Origin of the sequence: Marinomonas aquimarina (assembly GCF_900089755.1) — a bacterium.
In the GTDB taxonomy this organism is placed as follows: Bacteria; Pseudomonadota; Gammaproteobacteria; order Pseudomonadales; family Marinomonadaceae; genus Marinomonas; species Marinomonas aquimarina.
Map to the genome: position 1 here is coordinate 40,054 of NZ_FLOC01000021.1, position 20,586 is coordinate 60,639.

The 20,586-nt window shown below is 48.0% G+C and carries 17 protein-coding genes; 12 read left to right on the plus strand and 5 right to left on the minus strand.

All coding sequences use genetic code 11. The annotated features are described in order from the left end of the window. Positions 1–45 precede the first annotated feature (45 nt). The 11 genes from MAQ5080_RS15445 to MAQ5080_RS15495 all read left to right on the plus strand — a co-directional run bounded on the left by MAQ5080_RS15445 (position 46) and on the right by MAQ5080_RS15495 (position 12,031). Entirely contained in the window at positions 46–2,418 is a 2,373-nt protein-coding gene (locus tag MAQ5080_RS15445) for a FimV/HubP family polar landmark protein (protein ID WP_067212416.1), read from the plus strand. Then, complete coding sequence (gene truA / locus MAQ5080_RS15450; protein WP_067212413.1) at positions 2,411–3,238, plus strand: tRNA pseudouridine(38-40) synthase TruA; 828 nt, start codon at positions 2,411–2,413, stop codon at positions 3,236–3,238. Before MAQ5080_RS15445 ends, truA begins: the two co-directional genes overlap by 8 nt. Further along, positions 3,222–3,839: a phosphoribosylanthranilate isomerase gene (locus MAQ5080_RS15455; RefSeq protein WP_067212410.1), complete on the plus strand. Its 618-nt coding sequence runs from the start codon at positions 3,222–3,224 to the stop codon at positions 3,837–3,839. The genes truA and MAQ5080_RS15455 overlap by 17 nt, the downstream gene beginning before the upstream one ends. Further along, entirely contained in the window at positions 3,832–5,043 is a 1,212-nt protein-coding gene (trpB, locus tag MAQ5080_RS15460) for a tryptophan synthase subunit beta (RefSeq protein ID WP_067212408.1), read from the plus strand. Before MAQ5080_RS15455 ends, trpB begins: the two co-directional genes overlap by 8 nt. A 2-nt stretch (positions 5,044–5,045) precedes the next feature. Next, complete coding sequence (trpA, locus tag MAQ5080_RS15465) at positions 5,046–5,852, plus strand: tryptophan synthase subunit alpha (protein WP_067212405.1); 807 nt, start codon at positions 5,046–5,048, stop codon at positions 5,850–5,852. 38 nt (positions 5,853–5,890) lie between these two features. Beyond that, on the plus strand, positions 5,891–6,757 hold the full coding sequence (gene accD / locus MAQ5080_RS15470; protein ID WP_067212402.1) for an acetyl-CoA carboxylase, carboxyltransferase subunit beta: 867 nt from the start codon (positions 5,891–5,893) through the stop codon (positions 6,755–6,757). A 4-nt stretch (positions 6,758–6,761) separates the two neighbouring features. Beyond that, positions 6,762–7,982 carry a bifunctional tetrahydrofolate synthase/dihydrofolate synthase gene (gene folC / locus MAQ5080_RS15475; RefSeq protein ID WP_067212400.1) on the plus strand — a complete coding sequence of 407 codons (1,221 nt, stop codon included), beginning with the start codon at positions 6,762–6,764 and terminating at the stop codon, positions 7,980–7,982. Positions 7,983–7,997: 15 nt separating this feature from the next. Continuing rightward, positions 7,998–8,591, plus strand: coding sequence for an SPOR domain-containing protein (locus MAQ5080_RS15480; RefSeq protein WP_231870857.1), 594 nt, complete (start codon positions 7,998–8,000; stop codon positions 8,589–8,591). A 71-nt stretch (positions 8,592–8,662) separates the two neighbouring features. Beyond that, positions 8,663–9,196, plus strand: a complete 534-nt coding sequence (locus MAQ5080_RS15485) for a CvpA family protein (protein ID WP_082861142.1) — start codon at positions 8,663–8,665, stop codon at positions 9,194–9,196. Positions 9,197–9,262: 66 nt separating this feature from the next. Further along, the gene (gene purF, locus MAQ5080_RS15490) at positions 9,263–10,768 is read left to right on the plus strand and encodes an amidophosphoribosyltransferase (protein ID WP_067212398.1); all 1,506 of its coding nucleotides are present in this window, start codon (positions 9,263–9,265) and stop codon (positions 10,766–10,768) included. A gap of 90 nt (positions 10,769–10,858) precedes the next feature. Further along, positions 10,859–12,031 (plus strand): O-succinylhomoserine sulfhydrylase, encoded by a 1,173-nt coding sequence (locus tag MAQ5080_RS15495; protein WP_067212394.1) that lies wholly within the window; start codon positions 10,859–10,861, stop codon positions 12,029–12,031. Between the two features lie 59 nt (positions 12,032–12,090). Here MAQ5080_RS15495 and MAQ5080_RS15500 read toward each other — a convergent pair whose 3' ends face one another. The 5 genes from MAQ5080_RS15500 to MAQ5080_RS15520 all read right to left on the minus strand — a co-directional run bounded on the left by MAQ5080_RS15500 (position 12,091) and on the right by MAQ5080_RS15520 (position 18,420). Next, positions 12,091–12,516 carry a PilZ domain-containing protein gene (locus tag MAQ5080_RS15500; RefSeq protein ID WP_067212390.1) on the minus strand — a complete coding sequence of 142 codons (426 nt, stop codon included), beginning with the start codon at positions 12,514–12,516 and terminating at the stop codon, positions 12,091–12,093. A 26-nt stretch (positions 12,517–12,542) separates the two neighbouring features. Next, positions 12,543–13,322, minus strand: a complete 780-nt coding sequence (locus MAQ5080_RS15505; protein WP_067212388.1) for an OmpA/MotB family protein — start codon at positions 13,320–13,322, stop codon at positions 12,543–12,545. Between the two features lie 2 nt (positions 13,323–13,324). Further along, positions 13,325–14,098 (minus strand): motility protein A, encoded by a 774-nt coding sequence (locus MAQ5080_RS15510; RefSeq protein ID WP_067212386.1) that lies wholly within the window; start codon positions 14,096–14,098, stop codon positions 13,325–13,327. 108 nt (positions 14,099–14,206) lie between these two features. Beyond that, on the minus strand, positions 14,207–17,317 hold the full coding sequence (locus MAQ5080_RS15515) for an efflux RND transporter permease subunit (RefSeq protein ID WP_067212376.1): 3,111 nt from the start codon (positions 17,315–17,317) through the stop codon (positions 14,207–14,209). Beyond that, entirely contained in the window at positions 17,314–18,420 is a 1,107-nt protein-coding gene (locus tag MAQ5080_RS15520; protein ID WP_067212368.1) for an efflux RND transporter periplasmic adaptor subunit, read from the minus strand. Before MAQ5080_RS15520 ends, MAQ5080_RS15515 begins: the two co-directional genes overlap by 4 nt. A 253-nt stretch (positions 18,421–18,673) precedes the next feature. Here MAQ5080_RS15520 and MAQ5080_RS15525 point away from each other — a divergent pair, with 253 nt between their 5' ends. Beyond that, the gene (locus MAQ5080_RS15525; protein WP_067212366.1) at positions 18,674–20,581 is read left to right on the plus strand and encodes an ATP-binding cassette domain-containing protein; all 1,908 of its coding nucleotides are present in this window, start codon (positions 18,674–18,676) and stop codon (positions 20,579–20,581) included. Positions 20,582–20,586: the final 5 nt, after the last annotated feature.

Consider the following 20,586-nt stretch of genomic DNA (forward strand, 5'->3'; position numbering starts at 1 on the left):
CTTGAGCAGTACTTGACGTCAGTTTTAAACAAGAAAGGGAAGCTTATGCTCAAAAAAACGCTGATTAGTTTGGCTGTCTCCAGCGCTCTGTACATGTCCAACGGATATGCTTTGGAGCTCGGCGAGCTAACTTCCCAATCGCAATTTGATGAGCCGTATCGTGGACGAATCCAGTTAACTGACGCCGCTGGCTTAACCCCTAGCGATATCAACATACGGTTAGGGTCAGAGAGTGAGTTTCGTCAAGCAGGTGTCACTCTTACCAGTGTCTTGTCTCGGTTGAACTTTGATGTGGTGCGTGAAAATGGCCAGTTGGCCGTGTTAATCCAATCACAACAGCCGCTTAACGTCGATCAATTGAATTTTGTCTTGGCCGCTCAATGGTCCAACGGCCAAGTCGTACGAGAGTATCGCACCCCTTTAAATCAATCTGCATTGGTTGAAAAAGCCCAACCCGAAGTTGTTCAGTCTGTTACTCCCGCAACCCCCGCCAATAGCAATCAAGTATTTCGTAACCCAACTCAGCAAGCCTTAGAAATGGCAGCACAGGGTGAGCTTAGTGTGGAGAAGGGCAACACCCTTTGGTCCATTGCTGGCTCAAACCGTCCGAGCAATCAGCTCACTATTTATCAAACCATGATGGCCATTCAAGCTCTTAACCAAGATGCATTCTACGCCAACAATATTAATTTATTGCGTGAAGGTGCGGTGCTAAGGTTGCCCACTCGAGAGCAAATTGAGCTTTTTAATCGGGCTACTTCGGAGCAAGAGTTTGCGCGTCAACATGCGGCTTGGATGGCATTAAAGCAAGCTGGTCGTATTGATAATGTGGTTGCACAAGAGCAAATGAACACCCAAGCGCAAAGCAATGTTAAGCCGGCACCAGAAAAGCCTGCGGGTGACAAATTGCAATTGGCAGCGGGTCAAAGTGTCTTGCCCGAAGAGAATGCCAGTTCCAATGAAGCGGATGCGCAGCGCATTAGTGAACTTGAGTCTGAGCTGTCCGCGACGAATGAGCTGTTGGACAAAGAGACCCGCGAGAAAGCTGAGTTAAATGACAAATTAGGCGAGCTAAACGAGCAGTTGGCGACTTTAGAGCGTCTGATTTCACTGAAAGATCAACAAATGGCTGAGTTGCAGCGTCAGTTTAGCAGTGCTCAGCAAGCGATGCAGGAACAGAAAAATACTGTTGATCAGTTGCTTGAGGCTGATCAGCTGCGACGTGAACAACAGGCTGCAGAAGAGGCGTCTTGGACAAATAAAATCTTTGGTAACCCCATTGTCTTGTCGGTTGCTGGCGTAGTATTGCTGCTACTGGGTCTGCTAATCGGTATGTTAATTAAGCGTTCTGGCCGTAACAAGGGAAAGGACGACAAAGCTGATAATGGTGCCGATGAGTTTGATTTGGCGCCTACAGCGGCTGCGCCAGTGGCCGCAGCAGCGGTAGCGGCAGCTGCACCGGTTGCAGAAGCGGCACCCGCAGCGGAAGAGCCGGAAGAGCAGATCGAGGAAGAGGATCCGTTTGCGTTTGATTTTGACGTTGATGTACCTGAGCAAGAAAGCTTTGATAGCTTCGACGAATCGGTAGCCTCCAGTGAAGTTGCTGTTGATGAAAGCGATGCCTTCGCTGAGTTCGATGTGCCTGAATTAGATGAAGTGGCGGAGGTAGATGACTTCGAAGATGCCTTGGGCGCTGAAATGGATGAGTTTGCCGATGAGGATGGCGCTGATGCGTCCGAAGATCCGTTTGCAGAGTTTGAAGTTGAAGATACTAACTTGGATGCGTTTGATGCCCCAATTGAGGATGAGCCTGTAGCAGAAGACCCTATATCGGATGATCCAGACGATATTTTGAACGCCTTTGCAGAGGACGCTTTTACAGAAAGCGACGCGGCGGATGAAGCTGGGTTCGACTTAGAAGATACGCTTGCTGAAATTGATGGTGTTGATGAATCTGTGTCTTCTGATTCAGACATGGCGGATGAGCAAGAGAGTGCGGATTATTCTGAAGAAGAGTCTTTTGTAAACAGCTTGCTGACTGATGCAGAGGACCAAGATGATGTGGACGAAGCCGCTGTCTTTGATGCCGAGCCAGATACCGCCTTAGCGGACAGTATTGACGAAGTGTTGGCAGAAGCTCAGGAAGAAGATGACTTTGGTGGCTTGGATGTGCCGGAATTTGGTGCAGATCAAGCGGCAGAAGACATGGACGCAGGTGAAGATGATGAAGAAGAGATCGACTTCTTCGATGCCAGCGGTGACGAAGTCGCAACCAAATTAGATTTAGCTCGTGCCTACATGGATATGGGTGATGAAGAGGGTGCACGTGTTATACTAGAGGACGTAATCAATTCTGGTAATGAAAGCCAGGTTGCCGAAGCCAGCAGTATGATGGAGCGCATGTTCCCAAGTGAGTAAACAAAAAGTAGCCCTTGTCGTTGAATACGACGGGGCAGCCTACAAAGGGTGGCAAGCTCAGAAGTTTGACGTTGCCACCGTTCAAGAGTGTCTCGAGAAAGCCCTTTCTAAAATTGCCAACCACCCTGTGAACGTTATTTGTGCAGGGCGTACAGATGCCGGCGTACATGCCAGTGCACAGGTAGTGCATTTTGAGACTGAGTCTGAGCGACCATTGCGGGCTTGGACCCTAGGCGTTAATACACATCTCCCACCTGATATTTCCGTCAAAGCCGCCGCCAATGTGGCCGAAGACTTTCATGCACGTTTTAGTGCCATGAGTCGCCGCTACCGATATGTGATTTACCAATCGGAATTTCGCCCTGCGGTAATGGGCAAAGGGGTGACATGGACCTATAAACAGCTCGATGTGAAGGCGATGCAAGCGGCTTGTGAATATTTTATTGGTACGCATGATTTTACCTCCTTCCGTGCGGTTGGGTGTCAGGCGAACAGTCCTGTGAGAACGATTCTAAACTTCTCCGTTGATCAATTTGGTCAGTACATCGTATTGGATGTGCGTGCAAACGCCTTCTTGCACCATATGATCCGAAATTTTGCGGGTGTGTTAATGACCATCGGCGCGGGAGAACAGCCTGTTGCTTGGGCCAAGCAAGTGTTGGATGTCAAAGATCGTGCTCAAGGGGGTATTACGGCTCCACCATTTGGCCTGTATTTTGTGGATGCTGAATACCCGGAACATTTCGAGGTGCCAAAGCCTTCATTAGGTCCTCATTTTTTACCTTTTAAAGAGGAGCCGTCTTATGAATTGCCGCGTTAAAATTTGTGGTATCACCAATTTAGAGGATGCTCTGCAAGCGGTTGAGGCGGGGGCGGACGCTTTGGGTTTTGTGTTTTACGACAAAAGTCCACGCTATATTACACCAGAGCAAGCCAACGCTATTGTTGCGCAGTTGCCGCCCTTTGTGACGCCAGTGGCTTTATTTGTTAATGCTGACAGTACCTTAGTTGAAGCCGTGGTGGCAGGCAGTACTCGTTGGACACTACAATTTCATGGTGATGAAACACCAGAAGAGTGTCAGCGCTATGGCCAGCCATACTTTAAGGCCATTCGAATGAAACCAGATGTTGATCTATTGTTAGAAGCTGGTCGTTTCGAAAATGCCACGGCCATATTGCTAGATGCTTACAAACCAGGCGTACCCGGTGGAACCGGAGAAACCTTTGATTGGCACCTGATTCCAGCTAATTTGCCGAAACCGCTGATTCTTGCTGGCGGTTTGACGGTCGAGAATGTTAGCCATGCTGTGTCCAGTGTTCAGCCTTATGCTGTGGATGTCAGTGGTGGTGTAGAAAAAGAAAAAGGGCAGAAAGATCCCTTAAAAGTGACTCAATTTATTAACGGAGCTAAGCGTGGATAAGTCTAAAATCTCCTTAAATTTGCCAGATGAACATGGTCGCTTCGGCCAGTTCGGTGGTGTCTTTGTTTCCGAAACCTTGATGTCAGCGCTAGAAGATTTGGCTGATGTGTATGAAACGCTTTCTAAAGATCCTGAATTCCAAGCCGCGTTTGATAAAGACTTAGCGCATTACGTTGGCCGACCTTCGCCACTGTATTTTGCCGAGCGTTTAACAGAAAGCGTAGGTGGTGCGAAAATCTACCTGAAACGTGAAGACCTTAATCACACGGGTGCGCATAAGATTAACAACACTATCGGTCAAGCCCTGCTAGCGAAACACATGGGCAAGCCAAATATCATTGCTGAAACCGGTGCGGGTCAGCACGGTGTGGCTTCAGCAACCGTTGCTGCGCGTTTAGGTCTTAAATGTAAGGTATTCATGGGCTCTGAAGATATTCGTCGTCAAAAGCTAAACGTTTACCGTATGAAGCTTTTGGGCGCTGAAGTGATACCTGTGGAATCCGGCACTAAAACCCTAAAAGATGCATTGAATGAAGCCATGCGTTACTGGGTAAGTAATGTTGATGATACCTTCTACATCATTGGTACCGCTGCGGGTCCACATCCATATCCAAAACTGGTACGTGATTTCCAAGCCGTCATTGGTCGTGAAACCAAAGCGCAATGTATGGAGCAAGAAGGGCGTCTACCGGATGCCGTTGTGGCTTGTGTCGGTGGTGGTTCGAACGCCATTGGTATGTTCTACCCATTTATTGAAGATGAGAATGTCGAAATGTACGGCGTTGAAGCGGGCGGTGATGGCATTGATACAGGTCGCCACGCAGCACCACTGACAGCAGGTCGTCCAGGCGTGCTTCATGGTAACCGTACTTACGTGATGGCCGATGATGATGGTCAGATTTTGGGGACCCATTCCATCTCAGCAGGGCTTGATTACCCAGGTGTAGGGCCAGAACATTCGTGGCTAAAAGACGTTGGTCGGGCTAACTACGTGGCCATCAACGACGATGAAGCAATGCATGGTTTCCGTGAGCTAACTCGCCTAGAAGGGATTATGCCAGCGTTAGAGTCAAGCCATGCCGTGGCTTACGGTATGAAGCTGGCGGCGACGATGGATAAAGACAAAATCGTTGTCATTAACGTATCGGGTCGTGGTGATAAAGATATCCACACGGTTGCTGAAATTGATGGTTTGGAGATGTAACCATGAGCCGTATTCAACAATGTTTTGAGCAATTAAAAGCGGATAACAAAAAGGCGCTGATTCCCTACATTACAGCAGGGGATCCAACGCCAGAGCATACGGTCGAATTGATGCATGCTTTGGTTGAATCAGGAGCCGATATCTTAGAAATCGGCATGCCATTCTCTGACCCTATGGCTGATGGTCCGGTGATCCAGTTAGCGTGCGAGCGTGCACTAGAGGCTGGCACGAGTATTCGCAAAGTGCTTGAGATCATTAAAGAATTTCGTACGGTCAATCAACAAACACCAGTCGTTTTAATGGGCTATTTAAACCCAATTGAGTTCTTTGGCTATCAAGCATTCTCCGATGCGGCGAAAGATGCCGGAATCGATGGCATTTTATTGGTAGATTTGACTCCTGAAGAAGCGACAGATGTAGTAGAATGCTTCCGTAGCAATAACATTGATTTGATTTACCTTTTGTCGCCAACCACCACAGAAGCGCGTGCTAAGAAAATTTGTGACTTAGCATCAGGTTATGTTTATTACGTTTCTGTCAAAGGTGTGACTGGCTCTGCATCATTAGATGTGGACAGTGTGGCGTCACATGTAGAATCATTGCGAAAAATTACAGACCTACCGATTGGTGTTGGCTTCGGTATTCGTGATGCGCAAACAGCGCGTGCGGTAAGCCAATGTTCAGACGGTGTTATCGTCGGTAGTGTTTTAGTGAATGCCATCGCCCAAGCGAAGGACAGTACACAAGATCAGGTTGCTGATGCATTACGCGCTATTTTGTCGCCGATGCGTTCGGAAATGGATAAATAGACCGTAAGCGTCAGTTCGTTATTATTTTGGAGAGTTAAATGAGCAGTTGGCTAGATAAATTTGTTCCTTCGATTATGCGCAGTGAGTCGAAGCGTGCACAGCAAGGTGGCGTACCAGAAGGTCTTTGGAAAAAGTGTCCAAAGTGCGACAACGTGCTATATCGCCCAGAGCTTGAAAAAAACTTAGATGTTTGCCCTAAGTGTGACCACCATATGCGTGTAAGCGCTCGTCGTCGTTTGGATATTTTCCTAGACAAAGACGCACGTAGTGAAATCGCAGCGCAGCTAGAGCCAGAAGACAAATTGAAGTTTAAAGACTCTAAGAAGTACAAAGACCGTTTGCTGTCTGCTCAAAAAGCAACCGGTGAAAAAGATGCGTTGGTAGCAATGGAAGGTACGCTAAACGGTATGCCAGTAGTGGCGGTAGCGTTTGAGTTCAACTTCCTCGGTGGCTCCATGGGTTCCATCGTTGGTGAGAAGTTTGTACAAGCAGTGAATGTGAGTCTAGAAAAACGCATTCCTTTGATTTGCTTCTCAGCTTCAGGCGGTGCGCGTATGCAAGAAGCGTTGATTTCCCTGATGCAAATGGCGAAAACCAGTGCGGCACTTGAGCGCATGAAGCAGCAAGGTATTCCTTACATCTCGGCGATGACAGACCCTGTATTTGGTGGTGTGTCTGCGTCATTGGCGATGCTGGGTGATCTAAACGTTGCTGAGCCAAATGCCCTGATCGGTTTCGCAGGCCCTCGTGTTATCGAACAAACCGTACGTGAAAAGCTTCCTGAAGGCTTCCAGCGTTCTGAGTTCCTGTTGGATAAAGGTGCGCTTGATATGATCATTACGCGTCACGAAATGCGTGAGCGTCTACACAGCATTCTTTCGATTTTGACTCATAAAGCAGCGTAATTGAATGTCCGCAAAATCTCTTTCTGAATGGCTCTCATACATTGAGAGCCAGCATCCTTCCGAAATCGAATTAGGCCTTGAACGAGGCCTTTCCGTTTTAGAAAAGCTCAATTTAGGTCGCCCTAAGGCTAAAGTTATCACCGTTGCGGGCACCAATGGTAAAGGGTCTACCTGCACCATGTTGACGCGTTATTTAGTTGATGCAGGCTTTAAAGTGGGCACCTACACGTCGCCTCACTTTTTGCGTTTCAATGAGCGTGTGCTGATTGATGGTGAAGAGTGCTCTGATGAATTATTGGTCGAAGCCTTTGAAGTCATCGAACAGGTACGCGGCGATACGCCGTTAACTTACTTTGAGTTCTCAACCATGGCTGCCCTTTGGGTCTACGATCACCTGGACCTAGATTACTGGGTGCTTGAGGTGGGCCTCGGTGGGCGCCTTGACTCCGTCAATATGGTTGATACTGACCTAGCTGTGATCACATCGATTGCCCTAGATCATATGGATTGGCTGGGGGATTCGATAGAAGGCATTGGTCGTGAGAAAGCGGGCATTGCGCGCGCTGGCAAGCCCCTCATTAGTGGTGTGGTAAATCCTCCACAATCCATTGCTGACGTGGCGACAGAATGCGGATCGCCATTGCTGCAAAAACATGTCGACTTTACCTTTAATGCTGCAGATACCCAGTGGGACTGGCAAGGGCTTGGTCATTCCTTTACGGCATTGCCGATCCCTAAGCTACCAATGGAGAATGCTGCGACTGTGATTGCCGCCTTGTTGCAGCTTGAGGTCGAAGTGTCTCGAGAGCGCTTGGTTGCCATGTTTGAAGCAGCGACCTTAATGGGACGCTTTCAACAGGTGTCGTCTGAGCCAACGCTATACGTCGACGTGGCTCATAATCCAGAAGCCGCTGGACAATTAAAGCAACAAGTGGCGCGCTTAAACACGCCGACCATTGCCGTCTGTGGCATGCTAAAAGACAAAGACATTGGCAGTGTGATGTCGCTTTTGCAAGACACATTCTCAGAATGGCATTTCATTGACTTACCAGGTCCGCGTGGGGCGAAAGCCGAAGAGCTTGCCAAGTTTGTCAGCCAATCACAGTGCCATGAAAACATTAACGCCGCGCTGGCGGCAGCGAAGCAATCTGCGCTGCATCAGTCTGCAACCGTGATTGTGTTTGGCTCGTTTGTTACTGTGTCAGAGTTTCTGTCCATTCAATAACGCTAAGGTGAGCTCATGATGTTAGATGCTAAGTCGAAATATCGCTTGATTGGGGCAGGCTTGTTGATTGTCTCGTCAGCCATACTTTTGCCATTGCTACTGGATGGTGAGCGACCTGAAGAACTCAATGTTCAGATTTCTGTTCCAGAAAGGCCGAGCTTTCCTGAAGTCGCCATTGCGCCCGTTCAGCCTGTGGCAGAGTTGGAGCAGCAAGCGGCGTTAGAAGACTTGGATGTGAATGATATTGAGCTCATTGAAATAGCCTCTGAAGATGAGTCTTCCCGTCAAGCACCACAAGTGACTAAGGCGCCTGAACCGGTGAAAGCCGAGCCAGCGCCTAAGCCAGTTGCGCCAAAGAAAGATCCGGTTCCGGTTGGTGATCGTTGGACTCTGCAAGTGGCCACTTTTGGTAAGCAAGATAACGCCACTCGAACCTTAAAGAAGCTTCAAGAAGCAGGCTATCCCGCCTACGTAATGAGCACAAACTCTCTCTATAAAGTGTTTGTTGGGCCAGAGTTGAAGCGCGAAGCGTCGGAGCGAATGAAAGACAAAGTTCTGAAAGAGTTTAAACTCAGCGGAATAGTTGTGAAATATTCTCCTAATTCGTAATAGTTTCAAGTTGATAGCTTGGAATACAGCGAACTTTTGGTAAACTGCGCAGCATTATTAAAGAGGTAAGCGTGGAGCAAGTTCAATCAATCACTACATTGGATTGGGTTATTATTGCCGTCGTGGTTATTTCGACGTTAATCAGTTTAAAGCGCGGCTTTATTAAAGAAGTAATGTCGTTGGTGACATGGGTGGTAGCCTTCATTGTTGCCGTCAAATTTACCAATCCATTGCAGGCTTTGCTGCTTGATCAAGTGCAAAATGATCAGATCCGCTATGTTGTTGCCTTTGTTGCCCTCTTTATCGCCACCTTAGTCATAGGTGCGCTGGTGAGTTTTGTTCTGGGTTCGCTAGTACAGGCGACCGGTTTAAGCAGTACTGATCGAGTGATTGGTATGCTCTTTGGTTTTGTACGAGGTGCTTTAGTGGTGGTGGCATTTGTCTCTTTGTTGAGCCTAAGCCCCGCGATTGAGAAAAGCGAGATGTGGAAATCCTCCCAGCTCGTGCCGCAGCTCGTTATATTAAAAGATTGGGTACGTGACATGCTAGGCAAAGGGAGTGAGGCATTCGACTCTTCTCTTATTGAGCGTACTTTAAACAGTTAATCGCACTCTGTGCGAAGTTATAAATAGACGGCGAAGTCGTTTCCCCAAATCACGAGGTATATATACATGTGTGGTATCGTTGGTGTCGTAGCCACTTCGATGGTTAACCAAACCATTTTTGACGCTCTCACGCTTCTTCAGCATCGCGGTCAGGACGCTGCTGGTATGGTTACAAGCCATAACGGATTATTATGCTTGCGCAAAGATAATGGTCCTGTGAGTGAAGTGTTTCGTACACGACACATGAAAAAACTGCACGGCAATATCGGTATTGGACACGCGCGCTACCCAACGGCGGGTACGTCTAGTTCAGCTGAAGCTCAGCCGTTTTATGTGAACTCTCCTTACGGTATTTCGTTGGCGCACAACGGAAACCTAACCAACACTGCAAAGCTTAAGCAAGAAGTGTTTGAATCCGATCTTCGTCACATCAATACAACGTCTGACTCTGAAGTGTTGGTCAACGTGTTGGCGCATGAACTTCATGAAGAAGGTAAACTGGTGCCAACACCTGAAGACATCTTTAATGCCCTTGAGCGTGTCTACAAGCGTATTGAAGGTGGCTACGCTGTTGTCGCACTGATCACAGGCTACGGCATTTTGGCATTCCGTGACCCGGATGGGGTTCGTCCACTTATTTACGGTTCGAAAGAAACGGAAAATGGCACTGAATACATGGTGGCATCAGAAAGTGTGGCGTTGGATGCAGCGGGTTTCAAAATTGAACGCGACATTCGTCCAGGTGAAGCACTATTCTTTGATGTGAACCATAACGTTCATCAGCGCCAATGCACTGAAGCTCGTCCACCACGTCCATGTCTGTTCGAGTACGTTTACTTTGCACGTCCAGACACCGTGATTGATAACATCTCGGTTTACAAAGCACGTATCAACCAAGGTGACCGTTTGGCGGCTAAGATCAAACGTGAATGGGCTGACCACGATATCGATGTGGTGATTCCGATTCCTGATACCAGCCGTACAGCAGCGTTGCAAATTGCTCAAGAGCTAAACATTCCGTTCCGTGAAGGCCTAGTGAAGAACCGTTACATCGGTCGTACTTTCATCATGCCAGGCCAAACGGTACGTAAGAAGTCTGTGCGTCAGAAGCTAAACCCTGTGCCATTTGAATTCAAAGGCAAGAATGTGCTGTTGGTTGATGACTCGATTGTACGTGGTACTACGAGTCAAGAAATCATTGAAATGGCTCGTGAAGCCGGTGCTAATAAAGTCTATCTAGCGTCTGCGGCACCAGAAGTTCGTTACCCGAACGTGTATGGTATTGATATGCCAGCGGCAACTGAGCTGATTGCTTACAACCGTAGTGTTGATGAGATTTGTGAATTGATCGGTGCTGACCGTTTGATTTTCCAAGATCTAGACGACCTTATTGCGGCGTGTATCGATGAGAAGCACTCTGATGTGCGTGAATTTGATACGTCAGTGTTTGATGGCAAATACATCGCTGGTAACATCGATCAAGCTTACCTAGATGGACTGGCAGACGCCCGTAGTGATTCAAGCAAAGCGTCTGTTGAAGAATCTAACAACGATCTAATGCACCCAATGTAATTTGTTGGCTTAGCAATAAGTTCGTGTTTGCATGCTAAGCCAGGTTTGACCTGGCTTAGTTGTTTTTAAAGAGTCAACTTGGAGTGACCCATGTCTGAATATAAAGATGCAACGCTCGCCATTCGAGCGGGTATTCGCCAAACCCAAGAGCAAGAGAACAGCGAAGCCATTTTTATGACCTCAAGCTTTGCCTACTCAAGTGCAGCAGAAGCCGCGGGTAAATTTTGTGGTGAGCTGGATGGTAACGTCTATTCACGTTTCACTAACCCTACCGTTGAGATGTTTGAGAAACGTTTGGCTGCGTTAGAGAAGGGTGAAGCTGCGATTGCCACGTCGTCTGGCATGGCAGCATTGATGACCTTGGGTTACTCGTTACTTAAAGCTGGCGATAAAGTTGTTTGCTCACGTAACATCTTTGGCTCGACGGTGAAGTTTTTTAACGCTTACATGGCTAAATATAACGTTGAAATCGCCTATGTCGATGCGACGGACTATGACGCTTGGGAGCGTGAGATCGATGACAATACGCGTCTTTGTTACTTTGAAACGCCATCAAACCCTTTGTATGAGGTCGTTGATGTCGCTAAGGTAGCTGAGCTTGCTCACGCCAAAGGGGCACTTTTGTGTGTCGACACCGTGCTGGCAACTCCTGCGTTGCAGAACCCTCTGACACAAGGGGCCGACATTGTCATGCAATCAGCGACTAAGTTTATCGATGGCCAAGGTCGTTGCTTAGGCGGTGCATTGATTGCCTCTAAAGAAATTGTGAGTCAGTTTGTAGCCTTTATGCGCAGTGCAGGGCCAGCGATGAGCCCATTTAATGCTTGGGTATTACTGAATGGTCTTGAGACGCTAAGCTTGCGCATGAAAGCGCATTCAGGCAACGCTCAGGCACTCGCTGAATTTCTTGAGCAGCACCCTAAAGTGGCCAAAGTAAACTATGGTGGTTTGCCGTCCCATAAGTACCATGAGCTGGCTAAAGCACAGCAAAAAGACTTTGGTGGCGTAATGTCATTTGAGCTTGATGGCGGTCGTGAAGCCGCGTGGACCTTTATTGATAACGTTAAACTCATGTCAATCACAGGCAACCTGGGTGACACGAAAACGCTGGTAACGCATCCTGCGACAACGACTCATGGCCGTTTAACGGATGAAGAGAAGCTGGCAGCAGGGATCAAAGAAGGTCTAGTCCGTCTGTCTGTTGGCCTAGAAGATATCGAAGATATCATTGCCGACGTAGAGCAGGCATTAGCAAAAGTTTAAGCCGTTGTAAGCTAAAAAAGCCGGCTGAAAAGCCGGCTTTTTTGTTTCCTAAAAATCGATCACTCTGCTAGATCGTCTTTATCTGGTAGATGAAGCAACTCTTTTTCTTGTTCCACAAGTCGTTCATTAGCCGCTTTACGCAACTGGTGCTTTTGCGTATCCAGTACTAACTCTTCAATAAATTCACGAACCTCGTCAGCCATCGCTGTGAATTGCCAACCAGAGCGGCTGCTTTGTTTGTAGATTAAACGTGCTTTTACCTTACCGATGATAGTGTCATCTTGATCGTGTATAAAAGCTACTTGCTCATCATCCATCGTTGCTAGGCTAGCATCACTTTTAAGCGCGACGCCGTCCATGCTGATATCAATGCAATCGAGTTTAAACTGGCCCTGATCAAAAGAGAGCTTATGGCCAGTCGGTGTGACGCGAACGGCATTACGTCTTTCAGACGAATGGTAGTCAATGTTCATATCATCAGACATAGCGTACCTCTTTTACGAATGCCAAATTATTGGTTGCCATTGATCGGCTTATCCTTATCACGCTGCAGCACAAACTCTACGCGTCGGTTCATGGCGCGGTGTTCTGCTGTATCGTTGCGTACTAATGGGATACTGTCCGCATAACCGGTTGCCGTCATACGCTCGGGCGGAATATCGTTCTCCAGGAAATAACGTAGGGTAGTAGTGGCACGAATGGCAGACAATTCCCAGTTACTTGGAAAGCGTGAGGTGTGGATTGGGATGTTATCCGTATGGCCTTTAATGTTGATGTTGTAATCTGGGTAGCGATTAAAAATACCCAGTAGCGTTTCATAAATAGGCTCAGCGCTATAAAGAATAGCGGCTTCACCGGACTCAAATAACGAGTGGCCATCGATGCGAATGGTGATTTTCTCGCCATCTTCAAATACCGCCACTTGGTTTTCAAGGTTGTTGGCGACAAATTTGCTCATCACATCATTGGCAATTTCATTGACTTCCTCTCGTACCTCTTCGTCGATCGGGTCTTTGGCATACACCAACTCTTTATTGGTGGCCATTTGCGGTTCGGCTGGCTTGATGGTTTCCGTACCGCCTCCTGAATACCTTAGTGGGTCTTGGCGCACGAGCGCGCCGTGACTGTTGAGGGCAATCTGGATAGAGGAAAGGGCGGCGACTAAGGTCGTCTCAGTCATTTTGGATAGGCTATAGAGCAGGATAAAGAATACCAGCAGCAGAGACATCAGGTCGGCAAAAGTAAATATCCAACCTGGTGTTTCATCATCTTCTAGAAAAGGATCTGTCATAATCAGTCTCCACCGCCAATGCCAGCAGGTTTACGCTGGTGCGCTGGTACATATGACGACAAGCGTTCGTATACGGCGAGGTAATTGTTGCTGCCTAGCAAGCTGACGGTACCGTCACGAATAATTTCCAGCGTTTGGATTTCTAGTATAGTACGTGCTTTCAGTTTACCGGCAATCGGGTTGAAGATGACCGTGGCCAATAAAGAGCCATAGAAGGTGGTCAGTAGAGCGACGGCCATCGAGGGGCCGATGGTTTCTGGGTCGTCTAGCTGTGCCAACATTTGAATCAAACCAATCAGCGTCCCCAGCATGCCGAAAGCGGGTGCATAGGTGCCCATCTTTTTAAACACATCTTGTACGACATAGTGCCGCATTTTTAATGAATCAATGTCTGCTTGAAGAGTATTGCGAATGTACTCTTCATCGGAGGCGTCTGATGCCATGCCCAGTGCACGTTTTAGGAAGGGGGAGTCTGCATCTACACGGCTGAGTGCCACTAAACCTTCGCGGCGGGCAATTTTAGTCAATGACAGCATGGTCGTAATCATTGCTTGTGGGTCTTGCTTGTCTTGCGCAAACACAATGAACATGGCTCGCAATGCCGCCATGGTATCTTTGAATTGGAAAGTCAGTAACGTGGCGGCAACCGTGCCCCCTATAACAATCATGATGCCTGGAACGTTAATGAAAATAGAGAAATCGCTGCTGCCGTAAAAAATAGCGCCAACGATCAGTGCGAGGCCCGAAATAATTCCTATAAATGATGCAAAATCCATCGAATCAACTACCTAGTGTTTGCAAAAGGGTAAAGGCTCATTATGTAGACCCTAATTGGTCACGACAAGAGTTAAACGTAAGTTTTTTGTATGCCTTATGTGCACAATTCAGGCGCTTTTGCTTCGTTTCAATGTGTGATGCCCCAAAACCAATAAGCAGGGTGTGAGAATTAAGGTTAAAGGCGTGGCAAAGGCTAAGCCTCCGGCGATGGCCGTAGACAATTGCGTCCACCATTGTGACGAAGGTGCTCCAAGGCTCAACTCTTGGTGTACAAAGTCAATATTCAGCTGAAACACCATGGGCATTAGTCCTAGGATGGTGGTGATGGTGGTCAACATAACGGGGCGAAGGCGCTGTACCCCTGTGCGAATGGCGGCTTCCTTTATCTCCATACCTTTATGACGCAGGCCGTTAAAGGTATCGATCAAAACAATATTGTTGTTTACCACGACACCGGCTAAGGCAATGGTGCCCACCCCACTCATAACAATGCCAAATGGCTCGCCCTTGAGTAATAGGCCAATAAAGACCCCCATGGTAGAGAAAATCACGGCACTTAAGATCAATAAGCACTGAAAGAAGTTGTTAAATTGAGTCACCAAAATGATCGCCATAATAAAAAAGGCCACGCCAAACGCTTTTAATAGGAAGCTGCCGGCTTTTTGCTGATCCTCAGTGTTACCGCGAAATTGGTATTGCAAGCTGTCCGGCAGATTGGCTTGCTGCAATTCCGCTCGGATCCCTTGGATGACTTGATCTACTACTAGCCCATCCTCTACATCAGCAGAAATCTTGATGGCTTGCTTGCCATCAACACGATGAATGTAGCCCTGTTTGGGGGCGGCGTAGCGACTGACAAAGTTACTGATTGGAACGATGCCCTGGCTGGTTGGGATGTGTAGGTGGTCCAGTTGATCTAGGGTTCGCTGGTAAGCAGGGAAGCGCAGCATGATGTCAATTTTATCTTCCGCCCCCTCGGGTAAGAAATCACCTAATTTGATACCAGTGGTAACCAGTTTGACGACGTTTCCTAACATATCAACATTGACGTTATATTTGCTGGCCTCGGCGCGATCTATCTGCAAGCGCCATTCGATGCCCGGTAAAGAACGATCATCGCTGACCGAGACTATTTCAGGGCGCTGTTGCAAGCGTTCTAAGATCTGGTCAGCCGCCTGATCCAGTACCGTGCTAAATGGTGAGCTCAACTGCAGTTCAATATCAGAACCAGATTGCGGACCACCTTGTTCAACCAAAGTGGTGACCTTGATACCAGGAATATGATCTGCTTCTGCGCGCACGTCGGCGAGAATGCCATTGGCGGAGCGTCTTAGATGCCATTCAATAAACTCCATGGTAATGGTGCCAATAGCGTCAGGAGAGGCGTTATCCGGAGGTGTGGTATAAGTGGTAGCGGTTACGCTTTTAAACTCCTCATGCTTGAGAATAAGCACCTCTACCTGCTGCACAAATTGATCTTTTTCGAGCAGCGAATAGTCCCCGCGAGCGCGTACCTCTAAATTGGCGACTTCTGGCTCGACACTGGGGAAGAATTCCACCCCTTTGCCCAAGGTGGCATACATGACGATAACACTCACCAGCATTAGGATAGCACCTAGTAACACCGCGATCGGGCGTTCAACCAAGCGAGTGAGCAAGCGGCCATAGCGCCCAGTAAAGCCTTTGAGCTCATGTAAGTGACCCTGCTCAGTCACTTGTAAGGTGCGCAGTGCTTGTTCAGTATAAGCGCCGCGCTTTCCGATCAAAGCGCCCAGTGTCGGCAATAAAATCAGCGCCATCAACAATGAGGCGGTTAAGGTGGCGATGACCGTGATCGGCATATAACGCATAAACTCGCCGACAATATCTGGCCAGAACAACAGCGGCATAAAGACGGCTAACGTGGTTGCCGTTGAAGCAATGATTGGCCATGCCATGCGTCGTGCCGCAGCAGAGTAAGCGGTCTTTTTGTTGGCGCCTTCTGCCAGTTTTCTATCGGCGTATTCGGTGACGACGATGGCACCGTCGACCAACATGCCGACACTTAGTATCAATGCAAATAACACCACCATGTTGATGGTGAAGCCCTGCAGATTGAGAAAGAGAATGCCGGTTAAAAATGCGCCGGGGATAGCGAGACCGACCAATAGTGCTGAGCGAACGCCAAGGGCCCAGACGATGACCATCATTACTAATAGGGTGGCCGCGAGTACATTGTTGAACAAATCATTTAATGAGGTTTCAATTTGTTCTGATTGGTCTTGAGTCACGCTAAATTGGAGTGCCGCAGGCCAATCTTTCTGGCTGTCACGCACCACGGCTTTGACCGCATCAATGGTTTCGATGATGTTAGCGCCGACCCGTTTTGAGACTGCTAGGGTGATGCTTGGTTGGCCATTGGAGCGCGCAAAGCTGGTCGGGTCTTCAAAGGTCAGCTGGCCGCTGGCAATGTCTTGCACGCGAACAACTTCCGAGCCGGACACCTTGACCGGCAGTTCCATAATATCTTGCTCAGTTTTCAATAAGCCTGGCACCTTGATCGGAAAGCGTCCCGCGCCGGTATCCAAGTTGCCGGCTGCTACTAAGCGATTGTTGCTGGCCAAAAGGTTGGCCACGTCAGCAAGATTGAGTCCGTAGCTGTCGAGTTTCTGTTGATCGATGATGATTTCAGCTTGCTGCTCACGGTCGCCATTAATATTGGCCTCTAATACACCTTCAATGGCTTCGAGGTCATCTTGCAGGCGGTTGGCAATTTGGCTGAGGGTGGCAAACTCCACGTCGCCATATAAGTTGATGCGGATCACCGGAAACGTAGACAGATTGATTTCAGACACAGTGGGTTCATCTGCGTCATTTGGCAGTTCGCTTTTGGCGCGATCGACCTTGTCTTTGGCATCAATAATGGCTTGGTCTATATTGGTGCCAGATTGAAACTCTAAAATGATAGAGGCGTGGCCTTCCGAAGCAGTAGAGCGGATTTCTTTTAGACCTTCCACGCCTCGTAACTCTTGTTCAAGCGGATGGACTAATAAACTGTCCGCATCCTCTGGGGAAATTCCCTCTAAGCTCACTGAGACATAAGCCATCGGAATGGTGATATCGGGCGTGCTTTCTTTGGGGATTTCGATGTAGGACACAGTGCCAGAGATGATAATTAAGGCAAACAGTAGCAATACTGTACGGGAGCGTGTCAGTGCTGCGTCGATCACCGTTCTCATGGCTGTACTCCTGTATCAATGTCGACGTTAACTTGCTCACCAACTTTGACAAAACCTTGCCCAGCAGTAATCACAGTGACTTGGTCTGCTAGCCCAGATATCCATGCTTTATCTTGATCAGAGCGAACGATGGTTACTGGGTGCTGCTCGACAACGTTTTGATTAACCGTCTTGATCGACATCTGTCCTTCATTATTAATGCTTAATAGCGCAGGGGAGACTGGGTGGGCTTTGATTTGCTCAAGGTGCAATACTAATTCAGCACTGATGTCGGTCGGCAACGCTTTGCTCTGCTCTGAAAGCGTGATCTCTAACGGAATCGAACGCGTTTGACTGTCTGCCATACGGCTGATGAAGCTAACGGTGCCTGTTTGTGGAGCTAGGCCCTGAATCGAAACGTCTACGCTGCTGCCCAAGCGAACTTGATGCAAATAGTTTTGCGGTAGCTGAACCGCTACTTTCATCGGTGTCACATCAACTAAGGTGGTAACGAACTCTCCAACGTCTAGCCATTGCCCTGGTTTGATCGAGAATTCATTAATGATGCCAGCAAAAGGGGCGCGTATTTGACTGTTTTCTAAATCGACTTCAAGCCCAGCAAGGCTGGCTTGCGCACTGGCCAGTGCTGCTTGTGCTGAGGCAACGCTTACTTGTGAGGTTAAGTTTTGGTTGGTCAGTCGTTGCACCCCATCCAGTTCAAGTACGCGCTGTTTGACCAACGCCCTTGCTTGGTCACGATTGGCCTGCAATGTACGATCATCAATACGAATCAGAGCTTGCCCTGCAGTAACGTTAGCCCCCTTGTTTACCAGTACCTCGGTGACATGACCTGCAAGGCGGTTATTAATCTGCAGGGTCTGATTGGCAACGGTATAGCCACTAAGACGCACGGTTTGTGAAATCCATTGGGCTTCAAGCTGTGCGGCTCGAACTTTGAATAGTTTTTTGACCGTTTCAGTCGCAGCAGGTTGCTTTTGTGTTGCTTCGGAGGAGGATTCTGCTTGCGCCTGAACGAGGCCTTGTTCACCACTCAATAGCCAAACTGTGGCAATGATTCCCATGCCAATGGCAAGCGCTGGGCCGAGTTTGTTGCTCAATTCCATGTCATACTCCAAAACGTTCAGGCGCGGTAATTGTTATTGTGTAAATTATAAGCATGACAGGGATGGCACGAATACCTGTTTATTGGCTAAATTGATGCCTTTGCATCAATAGGTCAAGAAGGGCGGGGTTAAGGGACAGTCTTGGTAAGGAAATTTATTAAAAATCAACGTAAAAAGACGGCTTTTGTTAATCTTTCTGCTTCAACAGTGGTAACATTGCTTGATCAAATTGACCCTGTTTTTACGGAATACTATGAGTTTATTAACACTCGATCAGGTGAGTGTGGCGTTTGGCCATCACCCCTTGCTAAGTAAAGTCAGCTTCTCTGCCGAAGCCGGAGAACGTGTTGCCATCATCGGCCGCAATGGTGCAGGTAAATCTACCTTTCTGAAAATCATTGCCGGCGAAGTCATTCCAGATGAAGGTGTGATCCGTGTCGAAGGCGGTATGCGTGTGGCACAGCTGCCACAAGAGTTACCGGAAGCGAACAATAAAACGGTTCGTGAAGTCGTCAGTGAAGGCGGTGGTGATATTCACCAACTGATGCAACGCTACAATGAGTTGTTGGCAGATTTTGATGACGCCCACCATGACGAATTGGCTCGCATTCAAAATGAGCTAGACAAGCGTCAAGGTTGGGACCTGGATCAGCGTGTCAATCATATGATCCAGCGCCTTGCTTTGCCAGCAGACAAACTGATGTCAGAACTATCTGGTGGCTGGCGTCGTCGTGTAATCCTAGCGCAAGCTTTGCTGTCCAATCCTGATGTTTTGCTATTGGACGAACCGACTAACCATTTGGACGTGCCGACCATCGAATGGATGGAAAGTCAGCTGAAGCAATTCCGCGGCTTAATCCTATTCATTACCCACGACCGTCGCTTCTTAGAAAATCTTGCGAACCGTATTATCGAACTGGATCGTGGCAACATGCTGTCGTTCTCTGGCAATTTGTCTGCTTTCTTAGATTTCAAAGAGAAATTGTTGGAAGAAGAAGAGCGTGCCAATGCCTTGTTTGATAAAAAGCTGGCGGAAGAAGAAGCTTGGATTCGTCAGGGCATCAAGGCACGTCGTACTCGTAATGAAGGGCGTGTACGTGCTTTAAAAACATTACGTGAAGAGCGTAAAGAGCGTGTTAACCGTCAAGGCACTGCGAAGATGACGCTGGATAGCAAAGAAAAATCTGGCAAGCTGGTGGCAGAGTTTACCCAAGTGGCGCATTCATTTGGTGATAAAGTCATCCTGAAGCCAATGGATCTCGTAGTAAACCGTGGCGATCGTATCGGTCTAATTGGCCCTAACGGCTGTGGTAAGAGTACCTTCCTTAAAATTTTGCTGGGTCAGCTATCGCCTGAGCAAGGGACGGTACGTCAGGGCACCAAGCTGGAGATTGCTTACTTTGACCAGTTGCGTGATCAGCTTGATCTAGAGAAAACCGTTGCTGACAACGTCGGTGAAGGCAAAGACACGATTGAAGTCAATGGCCAGAATCGCCATATCATTGGTTACTTACAAGATTTCTTGTTCCCTCCAGAACGTGCCCGCACACCGGTTAAAGCTCTATCAGGTGGTGAACGTAACCGTGTCTTACTGGCGAAATTGTTTACTAAGTCCGCTAATTTATTGGTCTTGGACGAACCGACCAACGATTTGGATGTTGAAACATTAGAGCTTCTTGAAGAGCTTCTGATGAACTACGACGGTACCCTGCTACTGGTAAGTCACGACCGTGCTTTCTTGGATAATGTGGTCACCAGCACCATTGCTTTTGAAGGTGAGGGGAAAGTACAAGAATACGTCGGTGGTTATGAAGATTGGATTCGTCAGGGCGGTCAGTTCCCAGACGAATCCACAGCAGAGGTTGAAAAACCGGTTAAAGTAGAAAAGAAAACAGAGGCGCCTAAAAAGGCCGCTGAGCCTGCTAAAGCAAAAAGCAAACTAAGCTACAAGCTGCAGCGCGAATTCGATGCAATGCCGGATCTCATTGCAGACCTAGAAGCACAGTTAGAAACGCTAACAGAGACGACCTCGGCAGCAGATTTCTATACTGGTGATCAAGAAAAAGTTCAAACCACACTGGCGAAGCTTACTGAAACAGAGCAAGCACTTGAAAATGCTATGGAGCGCTGGGTTGAACTAGAAGAAATGCAGAACGGATAAACACA